This window comes from Bacteroides sp. MSB163 (genome assembly GCF_036416795.1).
Lineage (GTDB): Bacteria > Bacteroidota > Bacteroidia > Bacteroidales > Bacteroidaceae > Bacteroides > Bacteroides maternus.
Genome location: NZ_CP143867.1, coordinates 5,916,060 through 5,940,660, shown reverse-complemented (window position 1 = coordinate 5,940,660; position 24,601 = coordinate 5,916,060). Strand labels below are relative to the sequence as shown.

The 24,601-nt window shown below is 42.3% G+C and carries 18 protein-coding genes; 15 read left to right on the top strand and 3 right to left on the bottom strand.

Translation table 11 applies throughout. From position 1 onward, the window contains the following. Nucleotides 1-888: 888 nt before the first annotated feature. From VYM24_RS23345 to VYM24_RS23315, 7 genes are all read left to right on the top strand, one after another. On the top strand, nt 889-2,016 hold the full coding sequence (locus tag VYM24_RS23345; protein ID WP_291549387.1) for a YcjF family protein: 1,128 nt from the start codon (nt 889-891) through the stop codon (nt 2,014-2,016). Next, nucleotides 2,004-3,812: a GTPase domain-containing protein gene (locus tag VYM24_RS23340; RefSeq protein WP_299089701.1), complete on the top strand. Its 1,809-nt coding sequence runs from the start codon at nt 2,004-2,006 to the stop codon at nt 3,810-3,812. Before VYM24_RS23345 ends, VYM24_RS23340 begins: the two co-directional genes overlap by 13 nt. A 42-nt stretch (nt 3,813-3,854) precedes the next feature. Continuing rightward, on the top strand, nt 3,855-4,475 hold the full coding sequence (locus VYM24_RS23335; RefSeq protein ID WP_299089703.1) for a hypothetical protein: 621 nt from the start codon (nt 3,855-3,857) through the stop codon (nt 4,473-4,475). A 143-nt stretch (nt 4,476-4,618) separates the two neighbouring features. After that, nucleotides 4,619-4,855, top strand: coding sequence for a hypothetical protein (locus VYM24_RS23330; protein ID WP_007214703.1), 237 nt, complete (start codon nt 4,619-4,621; stop codon nt 4,853-4,855). After that, nucleotides 4,855-5,073 carry a hypothetical protein gene (locus VYM24_RS23325; protein ID WP_291549391.1) on the top strand — a complete coding sequence of 73 codons (219 nt, stop codon included), beginning with the start codon at nt 4,855-4,857 and terminating at the stop codon, nt 5,071-5,073. The genes VYM24_RS23330 and VYM24_RS23325 overlap by 1 nt, the downstream gene beginning before the upstream one ends. A gap of 259 nt (nt 5,074-5,332) precedes the next feature. Then, nucleotides 5,333-6,262, top strand: coding sequence for a WYL domain-containing protein (locus VYM24_RS23320; RefSeq protein ID WP_299089710.1), 930 nt, complete (start codon nt 5,333-5,335; stop codon nt 6,260-6,262). A gap of 101 nt (nt 6,263-6,363) precedes the next feature. After that, nucleotides 6,364-7,533, top strand: coding sequence for a mechanosensitive ion channel family protein (locus VYM24_RS23315; protein ID WP_291549394.1), 1,170 nt, complete (start codon nt 6,364-6,366; stop codon nt 7,531-7,533). Here the strand turns inward: VYM24_RS23315 and VYM24_RS23310 are convergent. From VYM24_RS23310 to VYM24_RS23300, 3 genes are all read right to left on the bottom strand, one after another. Continuing rightward, entirely contained in the window at nt 7,530-8,603 is a 1,074-nt protein-coding gene (locus tag VYM24_RS23310; protein WP_330941031.1) for an endonuclease/exonuclease/phosphatase family protein, read from the bottom strand. The two genes, VYM24_RS23315 and VYM24_RS23310, sit on opposite strands and share 4 nt — an antisense overlap. Continuing rightward, a complete protein-coding gene (locus VYM24_RS23305) occupies nt 8,596-10,026 on the bottom strand; it encodes a choice-of-anchor Q domain-containing protein (protein WP_330941030.1) in 1,431 nt (476 codons plus the stop codon). The genes VYM24_RS23310 and VYM24_RS23305 overlap by 8 nt, the downstream gene beginning before the upstream one ends. 260 nt (nt 10,027-10,286) lie before the next feature. Next, nucleotides 10,287-11,747, bottom strand: coding sequence for an aminoacyl-histidine dipeptidase (locus VYM24_RS23300; protein WP_217714677.1), 1,461 nt, complete (start codon nt 11,745-11,747; stop codon nt 10,287-10,289). Nucleotides 11,748-11,974: 227 nt separating this feature from the next. On the opposite strand from VYM24_RS23300, the gene VYM24_RS23295 reads away from it, so the two are divergent. The 8 genes from VYM24_RS23295 (at nt 11,975) to VYM24_RS23260 (ending at nt 24,566) form a co-directional block, all read left to right on the top strand. Then, nucleotides 11,975-12,208 (top strand): hypothetical protein, encoded by a 234-nt coding sequence (locus VYM24_RS23295; RefSeq protein WP_007214686.1) that lies wholly within the window; start codon nt 11,975-11,977, stop codon nt 12,206-12,208. 29 nt (nt 12,209-12,237) lie between these two features. Beyond that, on the top strand, nt 12,238-12,849 hold the full coding sequence (locus tag VYM24_RS23290) for an OmpH family outer membrane protein (RefSeq protein ID WP_291549403.1): 612 nt from the start codon (nt 12,238-12,240) through the stop codon (nt 12,847-12,849). A 210-nt stretch (nt 12,850-13,059) separates the two neighbouring features. Continuing rightward, on the top strand, nt 13,060-14,457 hold the full coding sequence (locus VYM24_RS23285; protein ID WP_291549405.1) for a polysaccharide lyase 6 family protein: 1,398 nt from the start codon (nt 13,060-13,062) through the stop codon (nt 14,455-14,457). 3 nt (nt 14,458-14,460) lie between these two features. Continuing rightward, a complete protein-coding gene (locus VYM24_RS23280; RefSeq protein WP_330941029.1) occupies nt 14,461-17,301 on the top strand; it encodes a glycosyl hydrolase family 28-related protein in 2,841 nt (946 codons plus the stop codon). Between the two features lie 43 nt (nt 17,302-17,344). Beyond that, nucleotides 17,345-18,919: a DUF362 domain-containing protein gene (locus tag VYM24_RS23275; RefSeq protein WP_299089719.1), complete on the top strand. Its 1,575-nt coding sequence runs from the start codon at nt 17,345-17,347 to the stop codon at nt 18,917-18,919. Nucleotides 18,920-19,036: 117 nt separating this feature from the next. Next, nucleotides 19,037-21,217 (top strand): DUF362 domain-containing protein, encoded by a 2,181-nt coding sequence (locus VYM24_RS23270; protein WP_330941028.1) that lies wholly within the window; start codon nt 19,037-19,039, stop codon nt 21,215-21,217. Between the two features lie 20 nt (nt 21,218-21,237). Continuing rightward, nucleotides 21,238-22,611 (top strand): glycoside hydrolase family 28 protein, encoded by a 1,374-nt coding sequence (locus VYM24_RS23265; RefSeq protein WP_291549410.1) that lies wholly within the window; start codon nt 21,238-21,240, stop codon nt 22,609-22,611. An 8-nt stretch (nt 22,612-22,619) separates the two neighbouring features. Continuing rightward, nucleotides 22,620-24,566, top strand: coding sequence for a glycoside hydrolase family 97 protein (locus tag VYM24_RS23260; RefSeq protein WP_330941027.1), 1,947 nt, complete (start codon nt 22,620-22,622; stop codon nt 24,564-24,566). The last annotated feature ends 35 nt before the right edge of the window (nt 24,567-24,601 follow it).

Below are 24,601 nucleotides of genomic sequence, written 5' to 3'. Positions count from 1 at the left end.
CAAAATAGTTGATTAATGTATTCATTATCAGACTGTAATATAACTTTTTATATTTGTGGTTGATATTGGTGCGAATGCTCTGTTTTTGTCTATATACTATGGGAATTCATTGTTCTGGGATGAATATGCTGCTGCCGGTTCTACAGAGATGAAGTTTGTTCCCCTTGATGGTATGTCAGTTTCCCCTTAATGGGAACGCCAGTTTCTCTTCATGGGAACGACAGTTTGGTGCATACTCTGATGTGATGTGTACTGGGCAGTTGTAGTGGGAACCTATCTCGGTCCTGGTGGAAACATACCCCGATGAAGGCTTAGCAACAACTCGTTGTTAGTAAAAAGAAGAATACTGTGTTATTCTGATATGTATGCCAATATAATAATAACATTATGAATATGTGTAGTTTCTTCCTGCTCAGAAATAAATTGAGGAAACGCTTTATATGAGAACGCAAATTATGCAAATTGATTACATATACCGCCGGTCATTGGCGGTATCTTCTTCTACCTTTGTCCTCCAAATAAATGAAAGAAAAAGCGGGCAGCTCCTAATATTTTTATTCTTTCGTATTTCTTTTACGGAAATCTTTTATACATTTGCCTATGTATAAAAAGGAAGTATAAAAGAAAACGAAAAAGAGGACGAAAGATAAAATATTGTAGAACGTCGAAGACGTATTATTCTGAAGGTTAAATCTGGTAAATTGAACTTTTGGTCATGAATAATATAAGTCTGAGCATTGTTCACACCCGTACAGGGCGTGGAGCTGCTTCGCTTATTTCATGACCAAGGCTTACCAGAGCCGAACCTTCAAGAAATTTGTGATGTGGGTTCGCGCTCTTTTTTAATATAAGAGAACATGATATTATTAACTAAATACTGATTGAGATATGAGTAATTTCGCAATTCCTACAGATGGATTAAAAGAAAAATTTGATGAGGCTTATAGTGAACTCAAGAAGAATATAAAATCCCCTAATATATTGTTGTTAGGTCAAACTGGGGTTGGCAAGAGTTCTTTGATAAACACTATCTTTGGAAAAGAAATGGCTAAAGTTTCTAATGTTAAGCCTGAAACACGTGGTTTTCATATCTATTCGAATGCCAGTGTGCCTGTGAATATAATAGATAGTGAAGGCTATGAGCTGGCTTCGGCAGAACAATTCAAAGATTCTCTATCTCAGTATATTGATGAGAACTTCGCGGATATAACCAAACAGATCCATATAGCATGGTATTGCATTAGTATTTCGTCTGCTCGTGTGTTACCTTATGATTTGGAAAATTTGGATTATCTGGTGAATGCAAAAAAAATACCGACTTGTGTCGTGTTTACCCAATGTGATAATGATACTCCTGAAGGAGATACAGCAAAGGCTCTTCAATCAGTAGTTACGCAGCGTTTTGGAAGGCACATGCCTTGTTTCCAAACCTCAAATGATGAGATTATAAATAAAGAACTTGATTTGGGCAAACTCATAGAATGGTCTGTCAATAATCTGAGTGATGAAAATTTGCGTTCCGGTTTCTTGATAGCGCAGAAAGTGGATTTGGAGAAGAAGGGTGAGAAGGCTCGTTCACGAATTAAATATTATGTTGGATTGGCAGGTGCCATAGGAGCGAGTCCTATTCCAATGTCTGATGCTGTACTCTTGACAGGGCTGCAAGTGAAGATGACTTCTGACATATTTACCTTATACGGATTAAATACTCAGTTTACAGATACGATAAGGAATATTATTGGGGGACGAGTGATTTCCATGTTAGGAAAAATGGTAGCCGGTTCTTTACTGAAGTTTATTCCAGGGTTGGGTACCATTGCCGGTGCGGCTATCAACGCAGGGGTAGCAGTGAGTATTACAGCTTCTCTTGGATATGCATTGTGTCTTTTAACAAAAAAAGCCATTGAAGAAGAGTGGAGTGGTAATGTAGCTGTACTTGAGAAGCTTTTTACCGAAGAAAATATACAGCGCCTGATGGATGAGTACAAAAAGAAAAATCTGAAATGGGAGAAATAAAATTGACGCTTGCGCAGGCTTTACGAATGTTTAGTCAGGAACTTGGGGACGGGAAGATATATACCGTTTATTCCCCTTTGACAAATGTTCCTATGTACTGCGAAAATCTGGTTGTATTTAGGCGGAAATTGCGTACGCTTTTCGGCATAAAATTGTCTGAAGATAAGATACCGGTTAGCTGTTTTACAACGGTAGGTGATTTACTTGATTGGTGCATCCAAAGGACATACCTCACGGAAGCGGAAGTACATGATGGAGAAAGTCGGGAAGAGTCTTCTTGGGTATCGGCTTCTTTGAGTAAGCCGATGCTGAATATTATTATTACCGGAAGATCGGGGGCAGGCAAAAGTTCTTTTCTGAACTATTTGATTGATAAGGAACTTTTCAAAACGGGTGAAGGTGCTCCTGTGACTTCCGGCTATTTCGAGGATTTTATCTACACTTCTCCCGAGAATGGGGTGACTTATCATCTGTTTGACACAAAAGGGATTGAACCTACTACTACGATTGAATGCCAACAACAGGTGATAGGCGAGATATATAAGAAAGATAAATCGTATGATATATATCAATGGATCCATACGGTATACTATTGTTTTGATGCTTCTGCCAAGCGTATCCAGCCTTTTGAAGTGTCTTTTATTAAAGTGTTGATGAAGGAGGCATCTGTGGTTATACTTCTTACTAAAAAGGATTTGGTGACAGATGAAGGCATCGCAGAACTTAAAAAACAAATTGAGAAAGAAATAGGGACCAATGTTCAAGTAGTGTCTGTGTGTAGTGTTGTGAAGCGGACTCGTAAAGGAATTTCTTCACGTTCAGGTAGAGAAGATGTTCTGAAGGCGAGTTTCTTGGGGCTATGGGAAAAACTGTCTAAGATTTATCCGCAGAATGAAATGCGTTTTTTGACAAAGGAAGATGCTGTTTCTTCGTTGGATTTGAAAGGGGTGGAACGCTTTAGAAAAGAAAATGAATATGCAAAAGAGCTATTGGCGAATTACACGGAAAAATTGAAAAAAGGAGCAGAAAAGTCTTTCTGTTTACTCTCCCTTGACTACTTGTGTGATTATCCGACACTGCGAGAATTATTCTTGGACGGACTGAATAGGGAAGACCGGACGGATATAGAATGTTTGATGACTATAACGAATGTTTTTTTGAGGAATCTTTCTGATACACTATGCCGTATAGATGTGGAGCGACTTTGGGCTACAAATGAAAAAAAACATGAACAAGTATTCGATTTTTATATGAAGTTGAATAGAGAAAGACCTCATGTTTTTTATTCTCATCAATCTAAGGATGCTTTGGTTAAGTTACATGAATATGGCAAAAACCAATCTTTTGCAGAAGCAACCTCATGTTCTTGCAATGTTAATAAGGCTTTGCAAGATATAGCAGATTGCTGGTTTAGTGATCGTTCTGAGAAAGAATATGCTCGTGGAGCTTATGATATTTATCGGGATAAGGTTAGGGAAATTAGCTGTGAAGTGAAGCGGCTTATTGATAATTTTATAGTCGCATATCAATCGGAACTACATCAGTATGGACAGTGTTGCCTTCGAAATGATGATTTGAAAAATATGAGTCGACAGAGTGATCTGATATTTACTGAAACCGATTTGAATTCTAATGAAAGAAGCTATTATGCCACTTTGTGTGATTTCTTGAAAGATCATAAAATTACTACAACAGAACGTATTTTGCTTGATAATATGCGAAAAAATCTGGGTATTTCGCCGATGCGGGCAGGGTTGATAGAAGATTTTATAAGAAATGAATATTTGAGGAAATAGAATAAATGAAGTTTTCTTTTAGTATTAGACGTTATCAACCGAATGATTGAAGAACAAGTTAGATTTAAAATGAAGTATCCTGATTATCCTTTATCATTGGAAAACCTTGATACTGAGGCTTGCATTGTCAGTGACTGCGATATTCCTTCCGGCAGTGGTGGTATCAATGCTGAACGCTGTACTTACGGGCAACTGTGCCACCATCCCATTATCTCTGAATTGATGCGGAAAATAACGAATGAAAGGTTAAAGCAATATGCCGAAGAATGTAATTCCCGTAATTCTCAGGAAGGTTTCCGTATGTTCAAAGTCGAAGGTGAGTACTGCTTTTGGGGATTAAGGGTGGGGCCGGTAGTCAGAACACCATCTGCATCAGAGATGAAACAGATATTGCTGAAGAATTCCAAAACTGCTCAAGCGGTAAAGGAACATCAAGTTACAGCCGCCATGATACGGGCTGTTACCTATGACTTACTGCGTGAAGAGCTGGGGCGTTGCTGCAGAATATCCAAGGAGGAAGCCGGACTTGCTATAGGGAATCAATTGGATTGTGCTCCTCATGAGGATGGTTCAGGATATATATTTATGGTGCCTAACTGGGCTCATAAGTGGTTTCACCATGATGGATATGTTTCAAAAATGCTAAGTGAAATAAATCAATAACATATTGAAATGAACGATTTATCTAAAGTGCGAGAACTCCTTTTTCTGAAAAATAACTAAGATGCCGCCTGCCCATGGCCGAACCTCCCCCTAACTTTGCCTCCATAAAACAAACGGAATATAAACATTAAAATCGTTTAGTTATGGAGACAATTAAAGGTTTGATTAAGAGCCTCATTAACGGAGGTATCGGAGCTATTGTCGGTGCGGCTTTTGCCACTGCTTTCGGATGGAACGAATGGATTCTTGCTGTCATTGGCTATATCCTTGGATGGCTATTGCTTTCCAAAAGTTTTTGGGAAGGCGTCAGGGAAAGTAAAGAAGAACTGGCGGAAGAGGATAGAAGAGAAGAAGAACGAAAAAGAAAGGAGGGAAAGTGATGACAAAGAAAGGTGTAGCAGAGTGGGTGTCTATTATACTTTGCCTGTTGCCTTCGCCGTTCGTAATAATGTTTCTTCTCATTATGGCAGGAGAAATGCGTGAGGTATGGCATATCACTAATTTTCTGGCGGTAACTTTGTGCGCCATAGTGGGGTTGATAACTTTACTTTTTACCTCGTGGGTTCTGGGCAAACTTGTTTATTTCATTATTAAATAAGGGTAAGGACTATGAGAGGCTGTCTGACAACTATTGTGTTCTTGTTGATAACAAGTGGGTTATCAACTTTCATGCTTGGAAGTGCATTTTTTATTGCGGTATTGCTTGATCCTGATGCACCCAGCATATTTGAATTGCAGTGGCATACTAATGTGATTCTATTGGTTTATTTAATTGTATTTATAAAAATAATAGTGAAGGTCAGTAGAATGTTGAGTAATTCGATATGTGACTTTCTTTTCGGTAAGGAGGATGAACAATGATATTCAAATATAAATTTTGTTTGTGGTTGATCGATACCTTGAGTATCCAGCCGCTTACTTTGCCTGAGATACAGAAAAAATGGTTGAATGCATCGGCTAATGAGGATGGAGATCCGTTGGCGGAACGGACTTTCAACCGTTACCGGCGGGAGGCGGAATCATTGATGTATGTAGACATCAAATGTGATAAGCATGATGGAAATTTATATAAAATTATTCGACCGGATGGTTTTAAAAATGATGAGTTGCAGCAGTGGCTTTTAAGTGCTTTTCGTGTATATAGTCTTGCTGAACGTGTGAATCAACGGGAGGAAGTGATGATAGAACCTGCACCACCGGCTGCCAATCTTTTACAGGATGTGATGGAGGCTATCGATGGAAAGAGACTGCTTCGGGTAGTGTATAAATCACATTATCAGGATGAGAAAGAAATAATTCTGTTGCCCGCTTTTGTTCGTCTGTTTAAACAACGATGGTATGTGATAGGCGAAGTTAGAGGCAAGGAGTGCACCATGACTTGTGCACTGGAACGGGTGAAAGAAATAGAGTTGTTGGAAGAAAGTAAGGTGAAATTCTCCTCTAAATTGCGGGCAATCTTGAAGCCGGAAGTTTATTTTGAACATTGTTTTGGAATTATACGACAGTTTGAGCCAATAACTATTCGTTTTCGTGCCTTTTGGCCCCAAGATGCTTATCTAAAAGATGTTCCGCTCCACGCATCCCAAATAGAAGTGAACCATACGGAAGATTATACAGACTTTGAAATGTTCGTGCGACCTACGTATGATCTAAAGCAAGAATTACTTTGGCATCGGGATAAATTGGCGATACTTTCACCGGAATCATTCCGACAGGATATGATACAGGTGCTTCGTGCAACTCTATCAGGCTATGAAACAGGAGAAAATCATGCAATAGATGAATAGTCCGGTAAGTCTGCTTTACTGAAGCCGGAAAGAAGTTTCATTAAACAACCGCCCCCTTTATTTGTTCTTATTTTCATAAGCAACTAAAATCGGAGGAATATATGACGACATTAGGAGGGTGGATGAATAAAACCCTTATAGGGTGGGGAGTAGATCCTAAAATAGCGAATACATTTGATGAAACTATCATCGCCATATTAATCATTGCCGTAGCTATAGGACTGGACTATCTGTTTCAGGCAATATTGGTAGGGGGAATGAAGCATTATACCAATCGTTCACCCCATCGCTGGAATACTTTGCTGATGAAGCGGAAAGTGGTTCCCCATCTGATACATACCTTACCGGGAATTCTGATTTACTTCCTGTTGCCTCATACCTTTGTACACGGAGTAGAACTGTTGGAGTTGTCGCAGAAAGTTTGTGCCGTGTATATAGTGGCTGCTTTAGCCTTTGCGTTGAATGGGCTGTTGCTCGTTTTTCTGGATTTTCATAATCAGAAGGACAATAGTAAGAATCATCCGATGAAAGGCTTTGTCCAGGTATTGCAGGTATTGTTATTCTTTGTGGCGGCTATCATTGCCATTTCTATTCTTATAGATAAATCTCCCGCAACCCTCTTTGCCGGGCTGGGTGCTTCGGCGGCAGTATTAATGTTAGTATTCAAGGATAGCATTCTGGGCTTTGTGGCTGGAGTACAACTATCTGCCAATGAAATGTTGCGTATCGGCGACTGGATTGCTTTGCCCAATGGCTCCGCCAACGGTATTGTGAAAGAGATAACCCTCAACACCGTAAAGATACAGAACTGGGATAACACGATTTCTACCATCCCACCTTATACCTTGGTGAACGGCTCTTTCCAGAATTGGCGCGGTATGCAGGAGAGTGGTGGCCGGCGTGTGGATAAGAATATCTATCTGGACATGACGACCCTGAAGTTTTGCACTCCCGAAATGTTGGATACCATCCGTAAGGAAGTTCCTTTGATGGCAGACTATCAGCCGGCAGAAGGCGAGGTACCTACCAATGCGCAACTCTACCGTATTTACATCGAACGTTATCTTTGCAGCCTTCCTGTCGTGAACCAGGATTTGGACTTGATTATCAGCCAGAAGGAAATGACCACTTATGGAGTTCCCATTCAGGTTTACTTCTTTTCCCGAAATAAGGTATGGAAAGAATATGAACGTATTCAGTCCGATATATTCGATCATTTGTTGGTGATGGTACAGAAGTTTGATTTGAAACTGTATCAGTATTCGGATTAATAAATGAGCCGGAAATCCGCCCATACTGGGAGGTGATCGCTGTAACCACCTTGATACTTCATTCCGTAGTAAGTGCGGAATGGCTGTATTCCGCCATACTTTTTATCTTCCGTCAATAGGAACGAAGAATGAAATACATCAGCTTTATCCTCGCCGGTGCAGAAATCCGCATCCGGTTGAAGAAGAGTGCCGGACACGATGATATGATCCAGTAATCCCCATTCACCCTGATATTTGTAACTGCCGAAGTGCTTTCGAATTGCGCTCTTGCGGGCAAGTAAGTGATATAGCTTTTGCGGTTGCAGGCTGTCACCATTCTGGGGTGGTGCTTCTGCTGAGAGTATTTTGTTGACGGATGCATTATCGGGATAATCATTGAAGTCTCCCATGATAAGAATTTGCGGATGATGCCGATGGGAATAGATACTGTCTACCGCAACTTTCAGTTGTCCGGCAGCAAGTAGACGATAGGGTTCACTCTCCTTGGCACCTCCTGAACGGGATGGAAGATGGACAACAAAGATGTCCAGGGTATCGCTGTTCAGCAACATTCCGCAGACGTGCAGTATATCCCGTGTAGGGCGGAATTTCTTTTTGCCGGATCTGCGAGGTATGGGAATACCCTGATGGGAAATCAATTTGAACTGATCTCTCTGATAGAGCAGTGCCACATCAATTCCGCGCTGGTCGGGTGAGTCGGTCATTACATAGCGGTATTCGGCTTCCTTAAGAACCGAACGCCGGGTCAGGTCGCGCAATACGCTGTCGTTTTCTACTTCGCAAAGGGCTACGAGTGCAGGCGGAGTCCAACCGCCTACGGCTGTGATCGTGCGGGCTATGGCATCCAGTTTCTTCTTATATTTCGTATAATTCCAGTGGCGCATCGCGTCGGGTAGAAACTCGTAATCATTCTTTAGCGTATCGTGGCGGCAATCGAATAAGTTTTCAACATTATAGCTGACGATGCGAAAAGAGAGAGTATCTTTCTTCGTTTGTCCGTAGAGGGTAAAAAAAGGGAAGAACAGCAAGAAGAGGAGATGCCATTTTAAGGTATAGCAATTATTATTCATCTTTTGAAGCCGATTTCTCATAACATCCCGCATCCGGTGCTGTATCTTGTAGTCGGGAGTTCCCGTTTCTGTCTGTCGGATAAGCGATAGCATCTTCTTGCTTTCCTAAATTGATGGCTTTAGACTTTTCATTGAGGCTAAAGCTGTATTCCTGCGTACGGCTATCCATCAGCAAGAAGTTATCGTCTTTCTCCCAAATCACATTAACTATCTTGTCATTCTCTTCTTTCACCGAGTTGATGAGGCAGTGTGAGAAGTAATAATTGAAAGCTATACTCTCGTTCTTGGAGCGTCCTCCGTTGATTTCATCCGTGCCCGAACCTGCAATGATACAGTTACGGAAGATAGCCGATGAAAGCGGATAGGCCATGTCATCCTGTTCATTCCGGACTTGCAATGTCGTTCCTTTCCGTACGTTCCAACTGAAATAATTAGCCAGCGTACAGTGAGTGAATGTATAATCTCCCCCTAACAAACTGACGCAATTCTCTCCCGCATTACTGATTTCACTGTTTCCTACCACCACCTGGCACGATATCAACTCCAGTCCGTTGCCTGATACCTGCCGTATGATAGAAGACTCCAATGTCAGTTTCTTGCGGTCTGTCATCGAAGAGTCACAGCGAATACCGAAACTTCCTCCATGAATGTCTGCATAAACAAGATGATTCTCGTAACTGCTCTTGTAGAATCGTATGCCGCCCCATTGTCCCGGTAACCGGTCGTAAGGAAGATAAGGGAACATACGGTCGGTGCGATCTCCCCGGAAAACGACCGGGGCGGATAAACTGCCTGTCACAGATAAGCGTCCGTGTACCTGCATTCCAGCCTTGCCGTGGAAATACAGGCGGGTACCTGCCGCCAGCGTTAAGTGCGCATCCGGAGCTACACTGATACTGTCATAAATCAATATCGGCCGTTGGGAGGCTATCAATGTATCTTTCTCGATTACTTTCCCCCGGAAAGTAAAAGCATCCTGTGCATACGCCCGTAGCTTAACTTCTTGCCGGATGCCATTCAGTTGAAAGAGGATAGAGTCTTTTATCAACCTGATGTCTGCATTATCCTGCTGAGGCAGAGTCGCTTCTACAAAAATGTAGAGGCTGTCTTCTCCTGCAATTTCTATGTCGGAGAATTGATCTCCCCTAATGCCATCCACATTGATACGGAAACCGGATTTGCCGGCATCGGCAAGAATAATGGAAGATATCAGCAATGCCTTCTTATGTGGATTGTAAACTTTCAGTTGGCGGGTGGAAGTGGGAATGCCGGTGAGTACGGTGTCCATACGCAGCGTGTCCTGTGAGAACCAAAGTGTATGCTTCGGGTCGGACGAATAATCATCCATGTCGTCGCAGGCGGCAAAGGACAACAGGAAAAGTATCGGGAATATATATATAAGGTATAGTGCTTTCGATTTCATACCATACGTTCTGTAGGTTTTACTAAATAACGGTATTTCTGTCGCTTTATTATATCTGTCGCTTTTATCTTACTACCTTGATGAGACGATGGTATATTGAAAGGAGTTATATCTCTATAGGCTATTATGCAAAAGATGCCATCTTTTGCAGCGAAAGGTGGCATCTTATGTTACGAAAGATGGCATCTTTTACATCAAAAGATGCCATCTTTTACATACTCCCCTTTAACCATCCGTATAAGAGGAATAAGGGATGTGGGTTATCTCTTTACGGGAACATTAGCCAGGATATCCAGCAGGTGTTTCCAGAACTTATCTACTGTAGGAATCAGCATCCGTTCATCGGGAGAATGCACACCCTGCAAAGTAGGACCAAAGGAAATCATATCCAGTGCCGGGTACTTATCGAGGAACAGACCGCATTCCAGTCCGGCATGGATAGCTTTCACCTTGGCATCTACACCGAATAAACGTTTGTATGACTCGACGGCGATTTCCAGTATTTCAGAGTGTGGATTAGGTTTCCAGCCCGGATAACCTTCACCGAAAGTAACTTTGGCGCCTCCCATATCGAATACGGTACGTACCATATTGGCTATATCTTGCTTAGACGAAGCGGTAGAACTGCGTTGGCTGGTTTCGATGCGGATAACATTGCCCGGCTTCATCTTGACGGATGCAAGGTTTGTAGACGTTTCTACCAGTCCGGGAATGTCCTGGCTCATAGCGTACACTCCGTGAGGACAAGCGTAGAGGCTTTGCAGCAGACGCTTCGTAGTATCTTTGTCGATGGCTTTCGCACGGGCGTTTTCCGATTCTAAGATGAGTTGCAACCCCGGATCGACTACGGTATACTCAGCTTGTACTTCCGCTGCAAAAATATTCAGATCGGCACGCAGGTCATGCTTGTAATCCTCCGGTATAGCAATAACCGCGTGTGCTTCGCGTGCAATGGCATTGCGCAGATTACCACCGTCTATTTCACACAAGTACATATCATACTTCTGGAAAGTTTGACTCAGGAAACGGTTCAATATCTTATTGGCATTACCGAGCCCCAAATGGATATCTCCACCGGAGTGTCCGCCTTTCAATCCTTTCACTTGTACCTTGCAGCAGAAGTATCCGGCAGGTACATCCACCTCTTTATATGTAAACTCTGCAACGGAGTCGATACCTCCTGCACAGCCGATAAAGAGTTCACCTTCATCTTCCGAGTCGAGGTTCAACAGAATATCACCGTTCATGAAACCTTCTTTCAGGGCAAAGGCACCTGTCAGTCCGGTTTCTTCGTCCACCGTAAACAGACATTCCAAAGGTCCGTGCTGGATGCTGTCGTCTGCAAGGATAGCCAGTTCTGTAGCTACACCGATACCGTTGTCGGCTCCCAGCGTTGTACCTTTGGCTTTCAGCCATTCCCCTTCAATTACGGTTTCTATCGGGTCGGTGAGGAAGTCGTGCTGCACATCGTTGTTCTTTTCACACACCATGTCGATGTGAGATTGCAGCACTACGGTCTTACGGTTCTCCATACCCGGTGTAGCGGGCTTTTTGATGAGGACGTTGCCGGCTTCGTCAACCAGCGTTTCCAACTTATGTTTTTCACCGAATGCTTTCAGATAAGCAATCATTTTCTCTTCCTTCTTCGAAGGACGCGGCACTTGGCAGATTTCATCGAAATAATGAAAAACGCCTGCCGGCTTCAGTTCATTCTTTTCCATATTAATTCCTTTATGAATGTTCGTATTTAATCTCTTATTGCTAAATATAGTTAAATCAATTGGCTATTTTATAACCGCTTCTCTTTTTTTATGGTAAAAAAAGTGGGTTAGTCCATACAAAGCCCTATATTTGCACCCACAAAAATAGAGCAAATTGAATGCAAAAGAAAATTTTATTTTCATTTTGCTGAAATGCAGTCTATTTTCGTATTACAAAAATAGTAGAAATGCTCGATACAGTATTGATAAGTTTGTTAATAGTTGCTATTTGCATTGCATTATTAGGTGTAAAAGTCTTTTTTGTGAAAGGCGGAAAGTTCCCGAACGGGCACGTCAGCGGTAATAAAGCAATGCGGGAGAGAGGTATTGGGTGTGCCCAGTCGCAGGACCGGGAAGCACAGAAGAAACCCCGTTTCTCCATTGACGAATTGGAAAAAGCCTTAAATGATAGTATGAATTAATAATTTAAAAACTATATTTTTTACAAGTTATGAAGAGATTGAACTACCTCGTAAACGGTTTGGCTGCCCTTGCACTTATCGTTTTATTTTCTCAGTGTACAGGTAAAGCTGATAATCAAACGGCAACTACGTCAGGACAAGCTTCAGGTGAACTTTCTGGAATGAAGATTGCTTATGTTGAAATAGATACGCTTCTGTCACAATATAATTTCTGCATCGACCTGAATGAAGGTATGGTAAAGAAGAGTGAAAATGTTCGTTTGACGATAAACCAGAAAGCTCGGGAATTAGAAAAACAGAAACAGGAATTCCAGACGAAGTATCAGAATAATGCGTATCTTTCTCCGGAAAGAGCTCAACAGGAATACAACCGTATTGCTAAACTGGAGCAAGACTTGCAGGCTTTGAGCAATAAATTGCAGTCAGAGTTGATGAGCGAAAACGAAAAGAACAGCTTGCAATTGCGTGATTCTATCAATGCTTTCCTGAAAGAGTATAATAAAACAAAGGGATACAGCATGATTATCAGTAATACCGGTTTTGATAACCTGTTGTATGCTGACAGCATCTATAATATTACAAAAGAAATTGTAGACGGATTGAATGCAAGATATTCTTCTCCGGCACCGGCTAAGAAATAAATAATTTCTATTTTTAGAAAAGGGTCGTCCCCTTACGTTGTAATCACAATGTAAGGGGACGATTTTTTTATATCTGCACTTCAGGTTTATAAAAACGTACCATTCTTTTGAATTATCTTCTCAAACTACTTCCGGAGGGAAGGAGGCTATTTCCGTTCATGTTTTAATCATCTATATTTGCTCTGTGATTTTAAACTCTAATTGAAAAACATGATGAAAAAACTTTGTGTTCTTTTGCTTTTAACAGTGTCACTCTTTGCTAATGCCAAAGAGTATACATTTTCACCGAAAGATGTTCCGGCGATGAAACAGTTGCTGGGTAGTGGAAATTTGCAGCCGGGGGATGCCGTCGTACTGAAAGACGGAACGTATCATAATCTGGAAGAAATACATTTTACGGGTAAAGGGGTTTTTGGTAAACCGATTGTCTGGCGGGCTGAGAATCCCGGAAGGGCTATTGTTTCGGGGAAGTTAAGGCTGAAGATATATGGGGAGTATCTGCAACTGGAGGATTTACTCTTTTATAAGGCGTGGGCCATAGGGCATGATATGATTGATTTTCAGAGGGAGAAAGGAGAATATGCATCTTATTGCCGGATGACTCGTTGTGTGATTGATGAGTGTAATGACCCTCAGAAAGGTGAACGACCGAATGAAGGGGATGAATACTGGGTTGGATTACGAGGAACCAATAACCGGATAGACCACTGTTATTTTGCTAATAAACGGGTAGGAGGACTGGTTCTACAAGTGTGGCTCAGTGCTGATAACCATTTGAATAACCACTTGATAGATCATAATTTTTTCGGCGAACGTCAGCCTTATGGTGGCAACGGAGCAGAAATTATTCGTATCGGACACTCTTGGTCTTCTCAGTTGGAATCTCGGACAATTGTTGAGGACAATGTCTTTTTCAGGTGTAGTGGAGAAAATGAGATTATTTCTGTGAAGTCTTGTCATAATGTATTGCGTAGAAACTTGTTTTATGAATCTGCCGGTGGATTGGTTTGTCGTCATGGACATTACAATGTAATAGAGTCGAATACATTTATAGGACATAATTTGCGTGGAACTGCTGGTATCCGTATTATTAACCAGGGACATACAGTTTATGATAATTATATGAAGGATGTAAGATCATTCGGGTTATTGGTACGCGTGGGAGTCTATGAACGCCCTACAGCAGAAACGGATGTGAAACAAGAACCGCTGACTTCATATCATCGGGTAGAGAATGTGGATATCGCTTATAATACCTTCTTGAATAGTTCTTTGGAATTAGGTTCTGGTCGTGGAGAAAAGATGCCTCGTAATGTTCGCTTTGCCCATAATCTGTTTGCAGGGCAAACTCCTGATTTGAAAATTGTAAGGGCGGATGAAGTGCTTCCCGGCTTCTTATTTCTGGATAATAAGTGGGCATTTTCTGATAAGAATTCCTTTTCGAGTGTTCCTTATGAACAGGTGAGAGGAGGTTTTAGACCGGTTGATATGCCTGACGGTTTGAACCAAAAGGAAAAAGAACGGATAGATGCCTGTATCTTTACTGCCGGTCCGGCATGGTATAAGGCGTTGAAAGAGAATGTTAACCATATCAATACGAATCGCTAATTTATGAAAAATATACTATTGGATATGAGAGCTATATTATCAAAGACTTTTCTTTTGTCCCTGTTATTGGGAGTGGTAGGAACAGGCATTCAGGCAGGGGAATTGTATCCTTGGCAACTGACGAGTGATTCTTTATTGTTGTTTGAAGGTTCTACTTATCGTTATACTGTAGATACTCCCGAAAATGAGGGCTTAAGTTCTACTTTGCCGTCAGTTGAAGCTCTGAAAGAACAGTTGGTTCATTCCGGTTCGGGCTTTTATCGTCTTTTTACTTCTACCGGACAGGAGAAAACGGAAGGTCTTCCGGTTAATGGTGATTACTTACAATCAGCCTCTAAAAAGCGTTTGTTTATAGGGGTACGTAAAGGAGCGTTACCTCCCGTGATAAAGTTGGACCGTACTACATTTACCATAAAGACTGCGGGAAATCTGACACTTGATTTTTATGCCGGACAGCGTAGCCCGATGACTACTGTCACTATCCGCGTACCGGAAGGGATTGCTGTAACATTGGACAATACAACGGTAAATGTAATAGGTCGTGGAGAAGTGATTCTTCGTGATTTGCCTAAACAGTCTATCGGCAGAACCGGAACCAACTATTCATATAAAAAGGTTGGGGATGTGGAAATTCGTAAAGATGGGAAGAAAGGTACTCTGTTAATATTTAAAGATTTGGATTTCCGTCCCTCTAACGGCCCTGATATCCGTCTTTGTTTTCGCGGAGTGGCAATACCGGAAAAAGGTAATTATACATTCGAGGCTGATTATATAACCTCTCAACCGGAAGTTCTGCATAGTCCGGTTGCTACTGCAACTTTTGAAGGTGTGACGACTATTGCTGATTTTACCCGTACCCCCTTACAGGCATTTACATATAAAAAGGATTGGGATTTATCTTTCACTTCTTTCTACTGGACAGCGCCTCGTAATGCGGAATCCGTGACTTTGTTATTGTCAGAGGATAAGGGAAAAACATGGAAACCTGTAAGAACAGCGATATTGCCGGACGATGATTTCGCTACCGCCGGCCGGTTGAATCCTAATCAATTGTATGCTTTTAAACTGCTTGTAAAAGGAGGTGATAACCAGGGAGAATCAAATATAGCCTGGTTCTATTCCGGTTTGCAGGATATTAAGACTACAGGAGTAAAAGGAGATGGAATAGCAGACGATACGGAAGCCATAAACAAAGCTATTATAGAGATGAATAAGTTGGGTGGGGGGATTCTGCGATTTACGGCAGGCACCTATAATGTGCGGACGGTTCATCTGTTGAGTAATGTCTGGTTACATCTGGATGCAGACGCCACAATTCAGGGACTTCCGGGTGGTGATGCACCGGAAACGACCTGGTTTAGTGACCGGGCCTATCGTTCGGGACTTTCTCCTACCGATCCTCGTCCTTATGCCGATCCGGAAAACTATCTGACGAAGCAGGATGTGGGACATACGTTCTTCCGCAATGCAATGTTCTTTGGAGAACGCATTGATAATGTGAAGATTGTGGGCACAGGCCGTATCACGGGTAATGGTAATTTGGTTACTTCTGATAAAGTTATGAATAATGCTCCCGAGAAACGTTGCGACAAAATGTTTTCTTTAAAACTTTGTACCAATATTGAAATTGGAGGCTGGGCTATGGGTAAAGATATGTGGTATGATCCGCAAAAAGATGAGCCTTACTACATAGATACGGATAACCGGAAGAATTATGATGTCAGCAATATGCTGCATATAGATCAGGGAGGGCATTTTGTTTTGTTGGCTACAGGTACTGATGGTATTCATGTGCATGATACCTATTTTGCCAAACATAATACCCGGAATGCCCGTGATATCTACGACTTTATGGCGTGCAATGATGTAACGGTGACGAACATTTATTCGCGTGTCAGTTCGGATGATATTGTGAAACCGGGTTCGGATTGTTCATTAGGTTTTACCCGTCCGGCACGTAACTATATGGTACGCAATATCGTTGGAGATACCAATTGTAACCTATTCCAGATAGGTTCGGAAACAGCGGATGATATTCAGGACTTATACGTGGATAATATTTATGTACTGGGTGCCAATAAAGCAGGTTTCTCCATATCTACCAATGATGGCGGACATATAAAAAATGTCCATCTGAATAGTGGAAAGACAGGACCGATACATTCCCGTTCGGTGATGCATCGTACCCGTGCTCCGTTCTTCATATCTATATCCAATAGAGGCCGTGTGTTGGGTGCTGATGTCGCTCCTTTTACATTCACGGAAAATGGAAGTGTACGTAAAGAGTTGCTGGTGACTAACTCTGATATCGGGCAAGTGGAGAATATTGTGATTTGTGGAGTAGATATTGATGAGGTTTATGGTGGAAGTTCTTTCCGGGGAGATCGCTGGAAAGCATACGATGGCTCTCAAAATACGGCAACTCCCATCATTGCAGGTTTCAAACTGCCGGATACAGAGGTTGTGGAAGGAGGACTGACATTCCGCTTGCCGAATGGTCAGCATACCGGATATATTAAGAATGTACAGTTCCATGATGTAAATTTACTCGTGAAAGGCGGACATCCGGTAGAAGATGCAGAAGCATATCCGCCTGAAATCGGAGTAGGACGTTATAATGTAGGTGATTTGAAAATACAACCTTCTTTTGGTTTCTGGGCGCGTCATGTGAAGGACTTCCTATTAGATAATTGCAGTATCAGTGCTGAGCAGAAAGATGGGCGTTATGCAGTAGTACTGGACGATGTGATTGGCGCTGAGATCAGGAATCTGAAAGTGAAAGAAGGCATTACGGATAAAGAAAACGTAAAAGTGTTTCGTAGTGAAAAGATTATCATCAAATAAGAACAGAGAAACATGAAGAAATAATAGATAATGGTGAGAAAGTATGAAACGTATTTATTTATATTTTAAAGAAAGGACTGAGAAAGGGGAATTTACTTCCAGAGGGATACAGATACTCTTCTTTTGGGGACTCGGTCTTTTTTCTACTATCTGGTTTTTAGTACGGGTTATTCCGAAACCTTCCCGTGCCAGTTATCCATGTATGCAGACAGCGGCACCGCTGATGTCTGCATTTGTCATGTACTTACTCTCGTTCACGGGAGTCTGGGTGAGTCTGCGTAAGTTACGTGAAGCATTCCGTAACCGGAAAGTAGTGGTAGGAGTCTTTGCTTTTGCAGGTTTTTGTTTCTTCGGTGCTTTGATGTTGGTAGAAAATAGCACTGACATGCTGGCACAAACTTTTCTTCCGGCTAGAGAACCGCGTATGGCATGGGGTAAGAATAATCCGGTAGGGGAGGCGAAAGGTATTTATCCGGGTCGGGTGGTATGGACTCATGCGCCGGGTGCCGCTACATGGCAGAAAGGAGAGGGCTTTTGGTTTGAAGATCGTTGGAATAATCAGGCAGATGCCGACTGGCTTCTAAACCAGTCCCTCTTGTCCTTGACCGGAGAGAAAAAAGAAAAGGCAGCCTGGAAATCCCTTTTTATTTATTTCAATCAACAGCATGATAAAGGGAAGCGTGGATATAAGAAAGGAGAAAGAATTGCTATCAAGATTAATCAGAATAATACTTTCTCCCATGAAGATTGTGAACAGTTGAATGCTTCTCCGCATCTGACGCTTGCCTTGCTTCGTAGTTTGGTGAATGACGGCGGAGTACCTCAGGAGCAAATCACAGTATTTGATGCCAGTCGTTTTATTACGAAAACTCTTTATGATAAGTGTCATGCTGAATTTCCCGGTGTTGTATATTTAGATAATGAAGGAGGAAACGGGCGTACCCAATCTACTTATACGGCAGATGCAATTCCATATTCAACTGATAATGGCCGTTTGGCGCGAGGATTGGCAAACTGTGCACTTGAGGCTGATTACCTGATCAATATGGCATTGCTGAAAGGACATGGCGGACAGGGAGTAACACTCTGTGCGAAAAACTGGTATGGAGTAACGGATATCAACCGTGACTTCCGTAAAAATCAGCATAACAATTTCAATCAGGATCGTGGGGGAAAGCCGCGCTATATGACCTTTACCGATTATATCGCACATAAGGATCTGGGACAAAAGACAATGCTCTTTCTGATAGATGGCCTGTACGGTTCGGAAAAGGTGAACGGAGTGCCTTCCGGTAAATGGAAGATGTCACCGTTTAATGGAGACTGGCCTTGCTCACTGCTGGCTTCCCAGGATCCGGTAGCCATTGATGCGGTGGGTATTGATTTCCTGAGTGCAGAGTTTCCACGTATGGCCGATGTGGATTATTGCGATATGTATCTGGTGGAAGCGGCTCTGGCAGACCGTCCGTTATCCACTACTTTCTATGATCCGGAAAGAGATGGTACAGGAGTTGGCAGTCTCGGAGTTTTGGAACATTGGAATAATCCGGAAGAAAAGAAATATAGCCGTAATATGGGGAAAGACATTGGAATAGAGTTACTCTATTTACATAAATAAGACACTGTCTGCTTGGTTGAGACGATTTTTCAAGTATTTGATGAAATACTGATAATCGTCTCTTTTTTATCTGCCTATTTTTGTAACCATGAAAGATAATCCTTTATATCTAATGAAATGAATACAAAAATAAAAAGATGGTTTTTTAAGACTTGTCCGAAGAGTGGACGAATCGTTGGAATCAACAAGAAAAATGTTATTTTGAAGGTTTGCTTTCCTCTGTTCGGATTAGCTGCTCTGATTTGGTTTCTGATACGGGTAGTACCCAAACCTTCCAGAATAGAATATCCTTGTCAGCAAATCGCTGCTCCTATCGCTTTCTCTTTCGTAGCTTTCATCAGTAGTACATTGGTTGGATTTGGTACGTGGAAACGTTTCAAACTCTTGTGGCATTCCCGTCGGTTCTATATGGGGGTGTCCGTATTGGCGGTCGGTATATTATTATCGGGTACATTATATATAATGTCAGTGGATAATTCTTTAATGGGGCAGGTCATTCGTAAGCAGATTGATAATGGTACTGATATGGGACGTTTTGTGCCTGTTGATGCTCCCAACACTCCGATGGGAGTAGCCAGAGGAATTCATCCGGGGCGGGTGGCATGGGCACATGATCCGAAGGCGGCTGCCTGGGATGGAAAAAGAGGACTTTATTCGGATCCGGATAATAATAGTCAGACACGTGTCGATGATATGATGGAGGGAGTGATCATTGCACTGACCCGCAAAAATACGATTGATAAGGCATGGGATGAATTGTTCAGAACCTTTAATTATAAGAAAGGTAAGGGAGCGGTGAAGTATAAGAAAGGTGAGAAGATTGCTATCAAGATTAATCTGAATGACAATGGTGGAACTAATATCATTGATGCTACTCCACAGTCAGTGTATTCTTTGCTGCATCAATTGGTGGATATAATGAAAATTCCCCAGAATTGTATTACAGTATATGATGCACAGCGTCGGGGTATTTCGGCTGTTTACGATTATGTACAACCGGTTTATCCAAATGTCAATTATCAGAATTGGGGAGGATTTGTTCCTGATGTAATTCGTTATTCCAGTGAGATTACCGATGCCGGTGCCAGAAGTTTGGCACGTGCGGCTTATGAAGCCGACTATATGATTAACATGGCATTAATGAAAAGACATTCCGAACCAACCGATAAATGGCGGGACAGTGCCGGACAGACAGCTATAACGGCTACCGGTAAGAATCAGTTCGGTTCGATAGGCAATGTGCCGCCTTTGCATCTTTCTATTCGAGACTGGTCTTCCTTCCGTGGTATGGGCACTTATAACTGCATTGTCGATCTGATGGCTCACGAACGTATAGGCGGAAACACTTTGGTGTATCTGGTGGATGCTATGTACGTAAATCCCAAGCATAACGGGAAAGCGGTACGTTTCCAACTTCCCCCGTTCAATAATGGCTGGACCTCCAGTCTCCTGGCTTCCAATGATCAGGTTGCCATCGAATCAGTAGTACTTGATTTTATTTATTCGGAACTTCCTTTATGTGCCAATGCCGACAATTTTCTTCATGAGGCGGCGAATATAGGGAATCCTCCTTCGGGAATAGCTTATATTGGAAAAGAGCAAGGTAGCTTGGGAGTACATGAGCATTGGAATAATCCAACGCATCGGATGTACAGTCGTAATCTGGGCACAGGTAAAGGGATTGAATTATACAGAGTTCCGTTGGATGAAAAGCGTCCGGCAATAGAATACTTCTACGCAGATAAAAATGCCTTGCATTATAAAACATCCCATGCAGATGAAGTGCGATTGAATGGTAAACATCTGGAAGTTGCAGAAGGCGTCATTCCTTTGTCTATTTCTAAGACGACTGAGTTTAATCTGGAGACTTTGGCAAATGGAAAGGTAACATCTTCACAACGTGTAGTGGTACGTCGTTTGGAGAATATAAAGATATGCCAGGCTAAAGATATGGAAAGACAGGGATCTGCATCCTTGAATGAGGATGGTTCGGTAGAATTCAAAGGCGAGAAAGGAAGTTCTGAAGGAAGTGTGAGTTGGAAAGTCAACATTCCACATAAAGGTGAATATTATTTGGTAGTATCTTATGCGGGTGGCAATCCGGTTCCTTCTTACTTATATATTAATGGGGAGAAAATCAGTGAGAATATCGGTTATTTGGCTACATTTGGTGGGAAACGCGGAGAGTTTGTATTCCCTGTAGCGTTGGCTAAAGGTACCAATGAATTGCGTTTGGAACATCCAGGACAGCGCAGTAACAGGATCTATACAGTGAATATTGCAAAGGAAATTAAATAGTTAACTTACATATACTAACCATGAAAACGAAAAAGAATTTATTACTGTTGTTAATGTTACTTGTTCTGCCATTTACGTTGCAGGCTGAAACATTTAATGTAAAGAAGTACGGTGCTCGGGGAAACGGCAAAAAGATGGATTCGCCCGCTATCCAGAAAGCAATTGATGCTTGTCATAAGGCAGGTGGTGGAACGGTACTTGTGCCTGCCGGAACCTATTTGTCGGCTACTATCGTGCTAAAAGATAATGTGACTTTGCATTTGGAGAAAGATGCCCTTATTCTGGGCACTACCGATTATAAAGCTTACGATAACCTTGATCCTTTTACCGAAGGCCTGGGCATTGATGTCGGTTGGGCATTACTGGTAGCGGTAGATGCTAAAAATGTTGCCTTGGAGGGTGAAGGTGTTATCGATGGTCAAGGTTCGGCTTTGAAAGAACGGCATATAAAAGTTGATACCCGTCCGGAAGGACAGCGTTGGGGATTGCGTCCTTTCTTGCTTCGTTGGGTTCGTTGTGAAGGTGTGCGCGTGGAAGGAGTTACTTTAAAATATGCAGGTGCCTGGACTTCCCATTACTTTCAATGCCGTAATGTGAATATCCACAATGTGACGATACGCAGTTTTGGAGTAGCTCATAATGATGGCATTAATATTGATGGTTGCCAGCATGTACGTATTAGTAATTGTGATATTATCAGTGGTGACGATGCTCTTTGCTTTAAGACTACTGCCAGTAAAATGGGGTGCGATGATATCATTGTTACGGACATGAAGTTGAAAAGCAATCAGGCGGGCATTAAGATGGGGACAGAATCCATGGCGGGATTTGAGAACATCAAGATCAGCAATTGTCATATTTACGATACCAAGAATGGAGGTATTAAGTTATTCTCTGTAGATGGGGCCCATCTGCGTAATGTGGAAATCTCTGATATCACGATGGACGAAGTACGTACACCGATGCTGTTTCGTTTGGGTGCTCGTCTTAGTGTTTTTCGCAAAAAAGAAGACCGTCAGCAACCGATTGGAGTCTTTGAAAATGTGACGATTCGCAACGTAAAGGCAGTGGCTGCCGATAAGGCTCAACTGACGCCTCCTTCCGGTATTCTGATTACCGGCATTCCGGGACATTATATTACAAACCTGACTTTGGAAAATATTCATATTCGTTTATTGGGTACAGGAACTCCTGAAGATGCCTTGTCTCAGGTGCCTGAAGCTATAGACAAATATCCGGAAGTGAAAACTTTCGGTCCTAAGATTCCGGCATACGGGGTATGGGCACGCCATGTGAAAGGATTGAAACTGAAGAATGTTACGTTTGAGTTGAAGAATCCCGATGCTCGTCCGGAGATTATTTGTGAAGATGGAGATATGCAAATCTATAAATGATGAATACCATGAAAAAGCTATTGAATACAGCACTGTTTCTGTTTGTAATATTAATGACTTCCTGTACGGCTCCTGATGTATGGGAGTTAGTGTCTAAGGACAGCAACATCCGCTTTGCCTTGGAGAATAAACAGGAAAATGGAAGTACAGCGCTTAGCTACTCTGTATTTTATAAAAACGGAGTGGCAATGGAGAAATCTCTTTTAGGGTTGGTTATGGATAATTGTGAGTATGGAAAAGACGTGCAATTTGTTTCCGCTTCTGCAGTGAAAGATATTTCTAATGCTTATCAGTTAAAATCCGGTAAGAAGATGAATACTACGGATGAGTGCCGTGAGCAGACTTTTACTTTCCGTACTAAAGAGAATAAGCTGTTTAATTTGACCGTAAGGGTATATAATGACGGAGTTGCTTTCCGTTATGAACTACCCGGAGAGGCTGGACAGATGCACACCATCCAGACCGAGCATACAGAATTTGCCGTACCCGTAAATGGAAAAGCGTGGATACACCCGTATGACTGGAACGATCGTCATAAACCGAGCTATGAACAATATTGCCGGAGTGAAATAGATATCCGTTCGGAATGTGGGTATGGGCGTGGTTGGGCATTCCCTATGCTATTCAATACCAACGGAATCTGGATGATGATCACAGAAGCTCATCTGGATGGCTCATATCCTGCTACTCATATAGATAATGCCGGAACAGATAAAGCATATAAAATCCGCTTTCCGGAACCGGATGAGCCAATTGTACCGGATGCAGTAGAGCCGGTATCAGAATTACCGTGGTTCACTCCCTGGCGTGCCATTATCATAGGGGATGATCTGAATACCATATTCCAGACACAAATGGTTTCACACCTGAATCCTGCATCTGTAGTAAGCGATGAATCCTGGATAGAGGCCGGACGCGCTTCATGGAGCTGGTGGTCTAATGGCAGCACTCCCCGTGATTATAAAGCGCAACTGAAATATGTGGATCTTAGTGCGGAAATGGGTTGGGAATATATGCTGATTGATGCCGGTTGGCAAAATATGGGCAACGGTGGCACTATGGAAGATGTAGTGAAATACGCACAGAAGAAGGGAGTGGGTGTCTGGTTATGGTACCATTCCGGTGCAGGGCGTGACAACGACTCTATACCGACGCATCGTCTGATGAGTGATCCTGAATTACGTCGTGCAGAAATGAAACGCATCAGTGAAATTGGAGTGAAAGGAATCAAGGTTGATTTCTTTGATACAGACAAACAACGTATTATCCAACTTTATCCGGCTTTATTGAAAGATGCGGCGGACAATCATTTGCTGGTAGATCTTCATGGTGCCACTTTACCCCGTGGCTTTGAACGTACGTATCCGAATATGCTGACTACGGAAGCTATCCGGGGTGCAGAAACCCTGGGACGTCAGGAACGTTGCGACCAGGCGGCAAAACACAATGCTACTGTACCTTTCACACGCAATGTAGTCGGTTCGATGGATTATACTCCGGTGACTTTCTCTGATAAAGTACGCCAAGGGGTACCTGCTATACGTAAGACAACTATGGGGCATCAGTTGGCTCTGGCAGTAGTCTTCGAATCCGGTTTTCAATGTTTTGCTGATAAGGCGGAGTCTTATCTTTCTCTACCGGAACAACCGAAACAATTCCTGAAAGAAGTACCTGCTGCCTGGGACGAAAGTATCCTGTTGGCTGGGTATCCTGCTGATTATGCTGTTGTAGCCCGCCGTTCCGGTGATGTCTGGTATATTGGCGGTATCAGTGGCAAAGAAGAGGAACGTGAAATAGAATTTACCTTGCCTGCCGGATGTGAAGGTAAACCATTCACTATGATTATAGATGGAAAAGATAAAGATAGTTTTGACTACACGCCTGTGGAGAATATGAACGGAACGGTAAAAGTGAAGGTACTTCCGAATGGTGGCTTTGCCGGTATAATCCGATGAAATGAGAATAACACTATTATAATAAAATGAAGAGA

What these genes read in the sequence shown, in the direction of transcription:
- VYM24_RS23320 (WP_299089710.1), top strand. Translation starts at nt 5,333, where the DNA reads ATGATATTCAAATATAAATTTTGTTTGTGGTTGATCGATACCTTGAGT.
- VYM24_RS23315 (WP_291549394.1), top strand. Translation starts at nt 6,364, where the DNA reads ATGACGACATTAGGAGGGTGGATGAATAAAACCCTTATAGGGTGGGGA.
- VYM24_RS23300 (WP_217714677.1), bottom strand. Translation starts at nt 11,747, where the DNA reads ATGGAAAAGAATGAACTGAAGCCGGCAGGCGTTTTTCATTATTTCGAT.
- VYM24_RS23340 (WP_299089701.1), top strand. Translation starts at nt 2,004, where the DNA reads ATGGGAGAAATAAAATTGACGCTTGCGCAGGCTTTACGAATGTTTAGT.
- VYM24_RS23295 (WP_007214686.1), top strand. Translation starts at nt 11,975, where the DNA reads ATGCTCGATACAGTATTGATAAGTTTGTTAATAGTTGCTATTTGCATT.
- VYM24_RS23260 (WP_330941027.1), top strand. Translation starts at nt 22,620, where the DNA reads ATGAAAAAGCTATTGAATACAGCACTGTTTCTGTTTGTAATATTAATG.
- VYM24_RS23285 (WP_291549405.1), top strand. Translation starts at nt 13,060, where the DNA reads ATGATGAAAAAACTTTGTGTTCTTTTGCTTTTAACAGTGTCACTCTTT.
- VYM24_RS23325 (WP_291549391.1), top strand. Translation starts at nt 4,855, where the DNA reads ATGACAAAGAAAGGTGTAGCAGAGTGGGTGTCTATTATACTTTGCCTG.
- VYM24_RS23345 (WP_291549387.1), top strand. Translation starts at nt 889, where the DNA reads ATGAGTAATTTCGCAATTCCTACAGATGGATTAAAAGAAAAATTTGAT.
- VYM24_RS23335 (WP_299089703.1), top strand. Translation starts at nt 3,855, where the DNA reads ATGATTGAAGAACAAGTTAGATTTAAAATGAAGTATCCTGATTATCCT.
- VYM24_RS23265 (WP_291549410.1), top strand. Translation starts at nt 21,238, where the DNA reads ATGAAAACGAAAAAGAATTTATTACTGTTGTTAATGTTACTTGTTCTG.
- VYM24_RS23270 (WP_330941028.1), top strand. Translation starts at nt 19,037, where the DNA reads ATGAATACAAAAATAAAAAGATGGTTTTTTAAGACTTGTCCGAAGAGT.
- VYM24_RS23280 (WP_330941029.1), top strand. Translation starts at nt 14,461, where the DNA reads ATGAAAAATATACTATTGGATATGAGAGCTATATTATCAAAGACTTTT.
- VYM24_RS23310 (WP_330941031.1), bottom strand. Translation starts at nt 8,603, where the DNA reads ATGAATAATAATTGCTATACCTTAAAATGGCATCTCCTCTTCTTGCTG.
- VYM24_RS23330 (WP_007214703.1), top strand. Translation starts at nt 4,619, where the DNA reads ATGGAGACAATTAAAGGTTTGATTAAGAGCCTCATTAACGGAGGTATC.
- VYM24_RS23305 (WP_330941030.1), bottom strand. Translation starts at nt 10,026, where the DNA reads ATGAAATCGAAAGCACTATACCTTATATATATATTCCCGATACTTTTC.
- VYM24_RS23290 (WP_291549403.1), top strand. Translation starts at nt 12,238, where the DNA reads ATGAAGAGATTGAACTACCTCGTAAACGGTTTGGCTGCCCTTGCACTT.
- VYM24_RS23275 (WP_299089719.1), top strand. Translation starts at nt 17,345, where the DNA reads ATGAAACGTATTTATTTATATTTTAAAGAAAGGACTGAGAAAGGGGAA.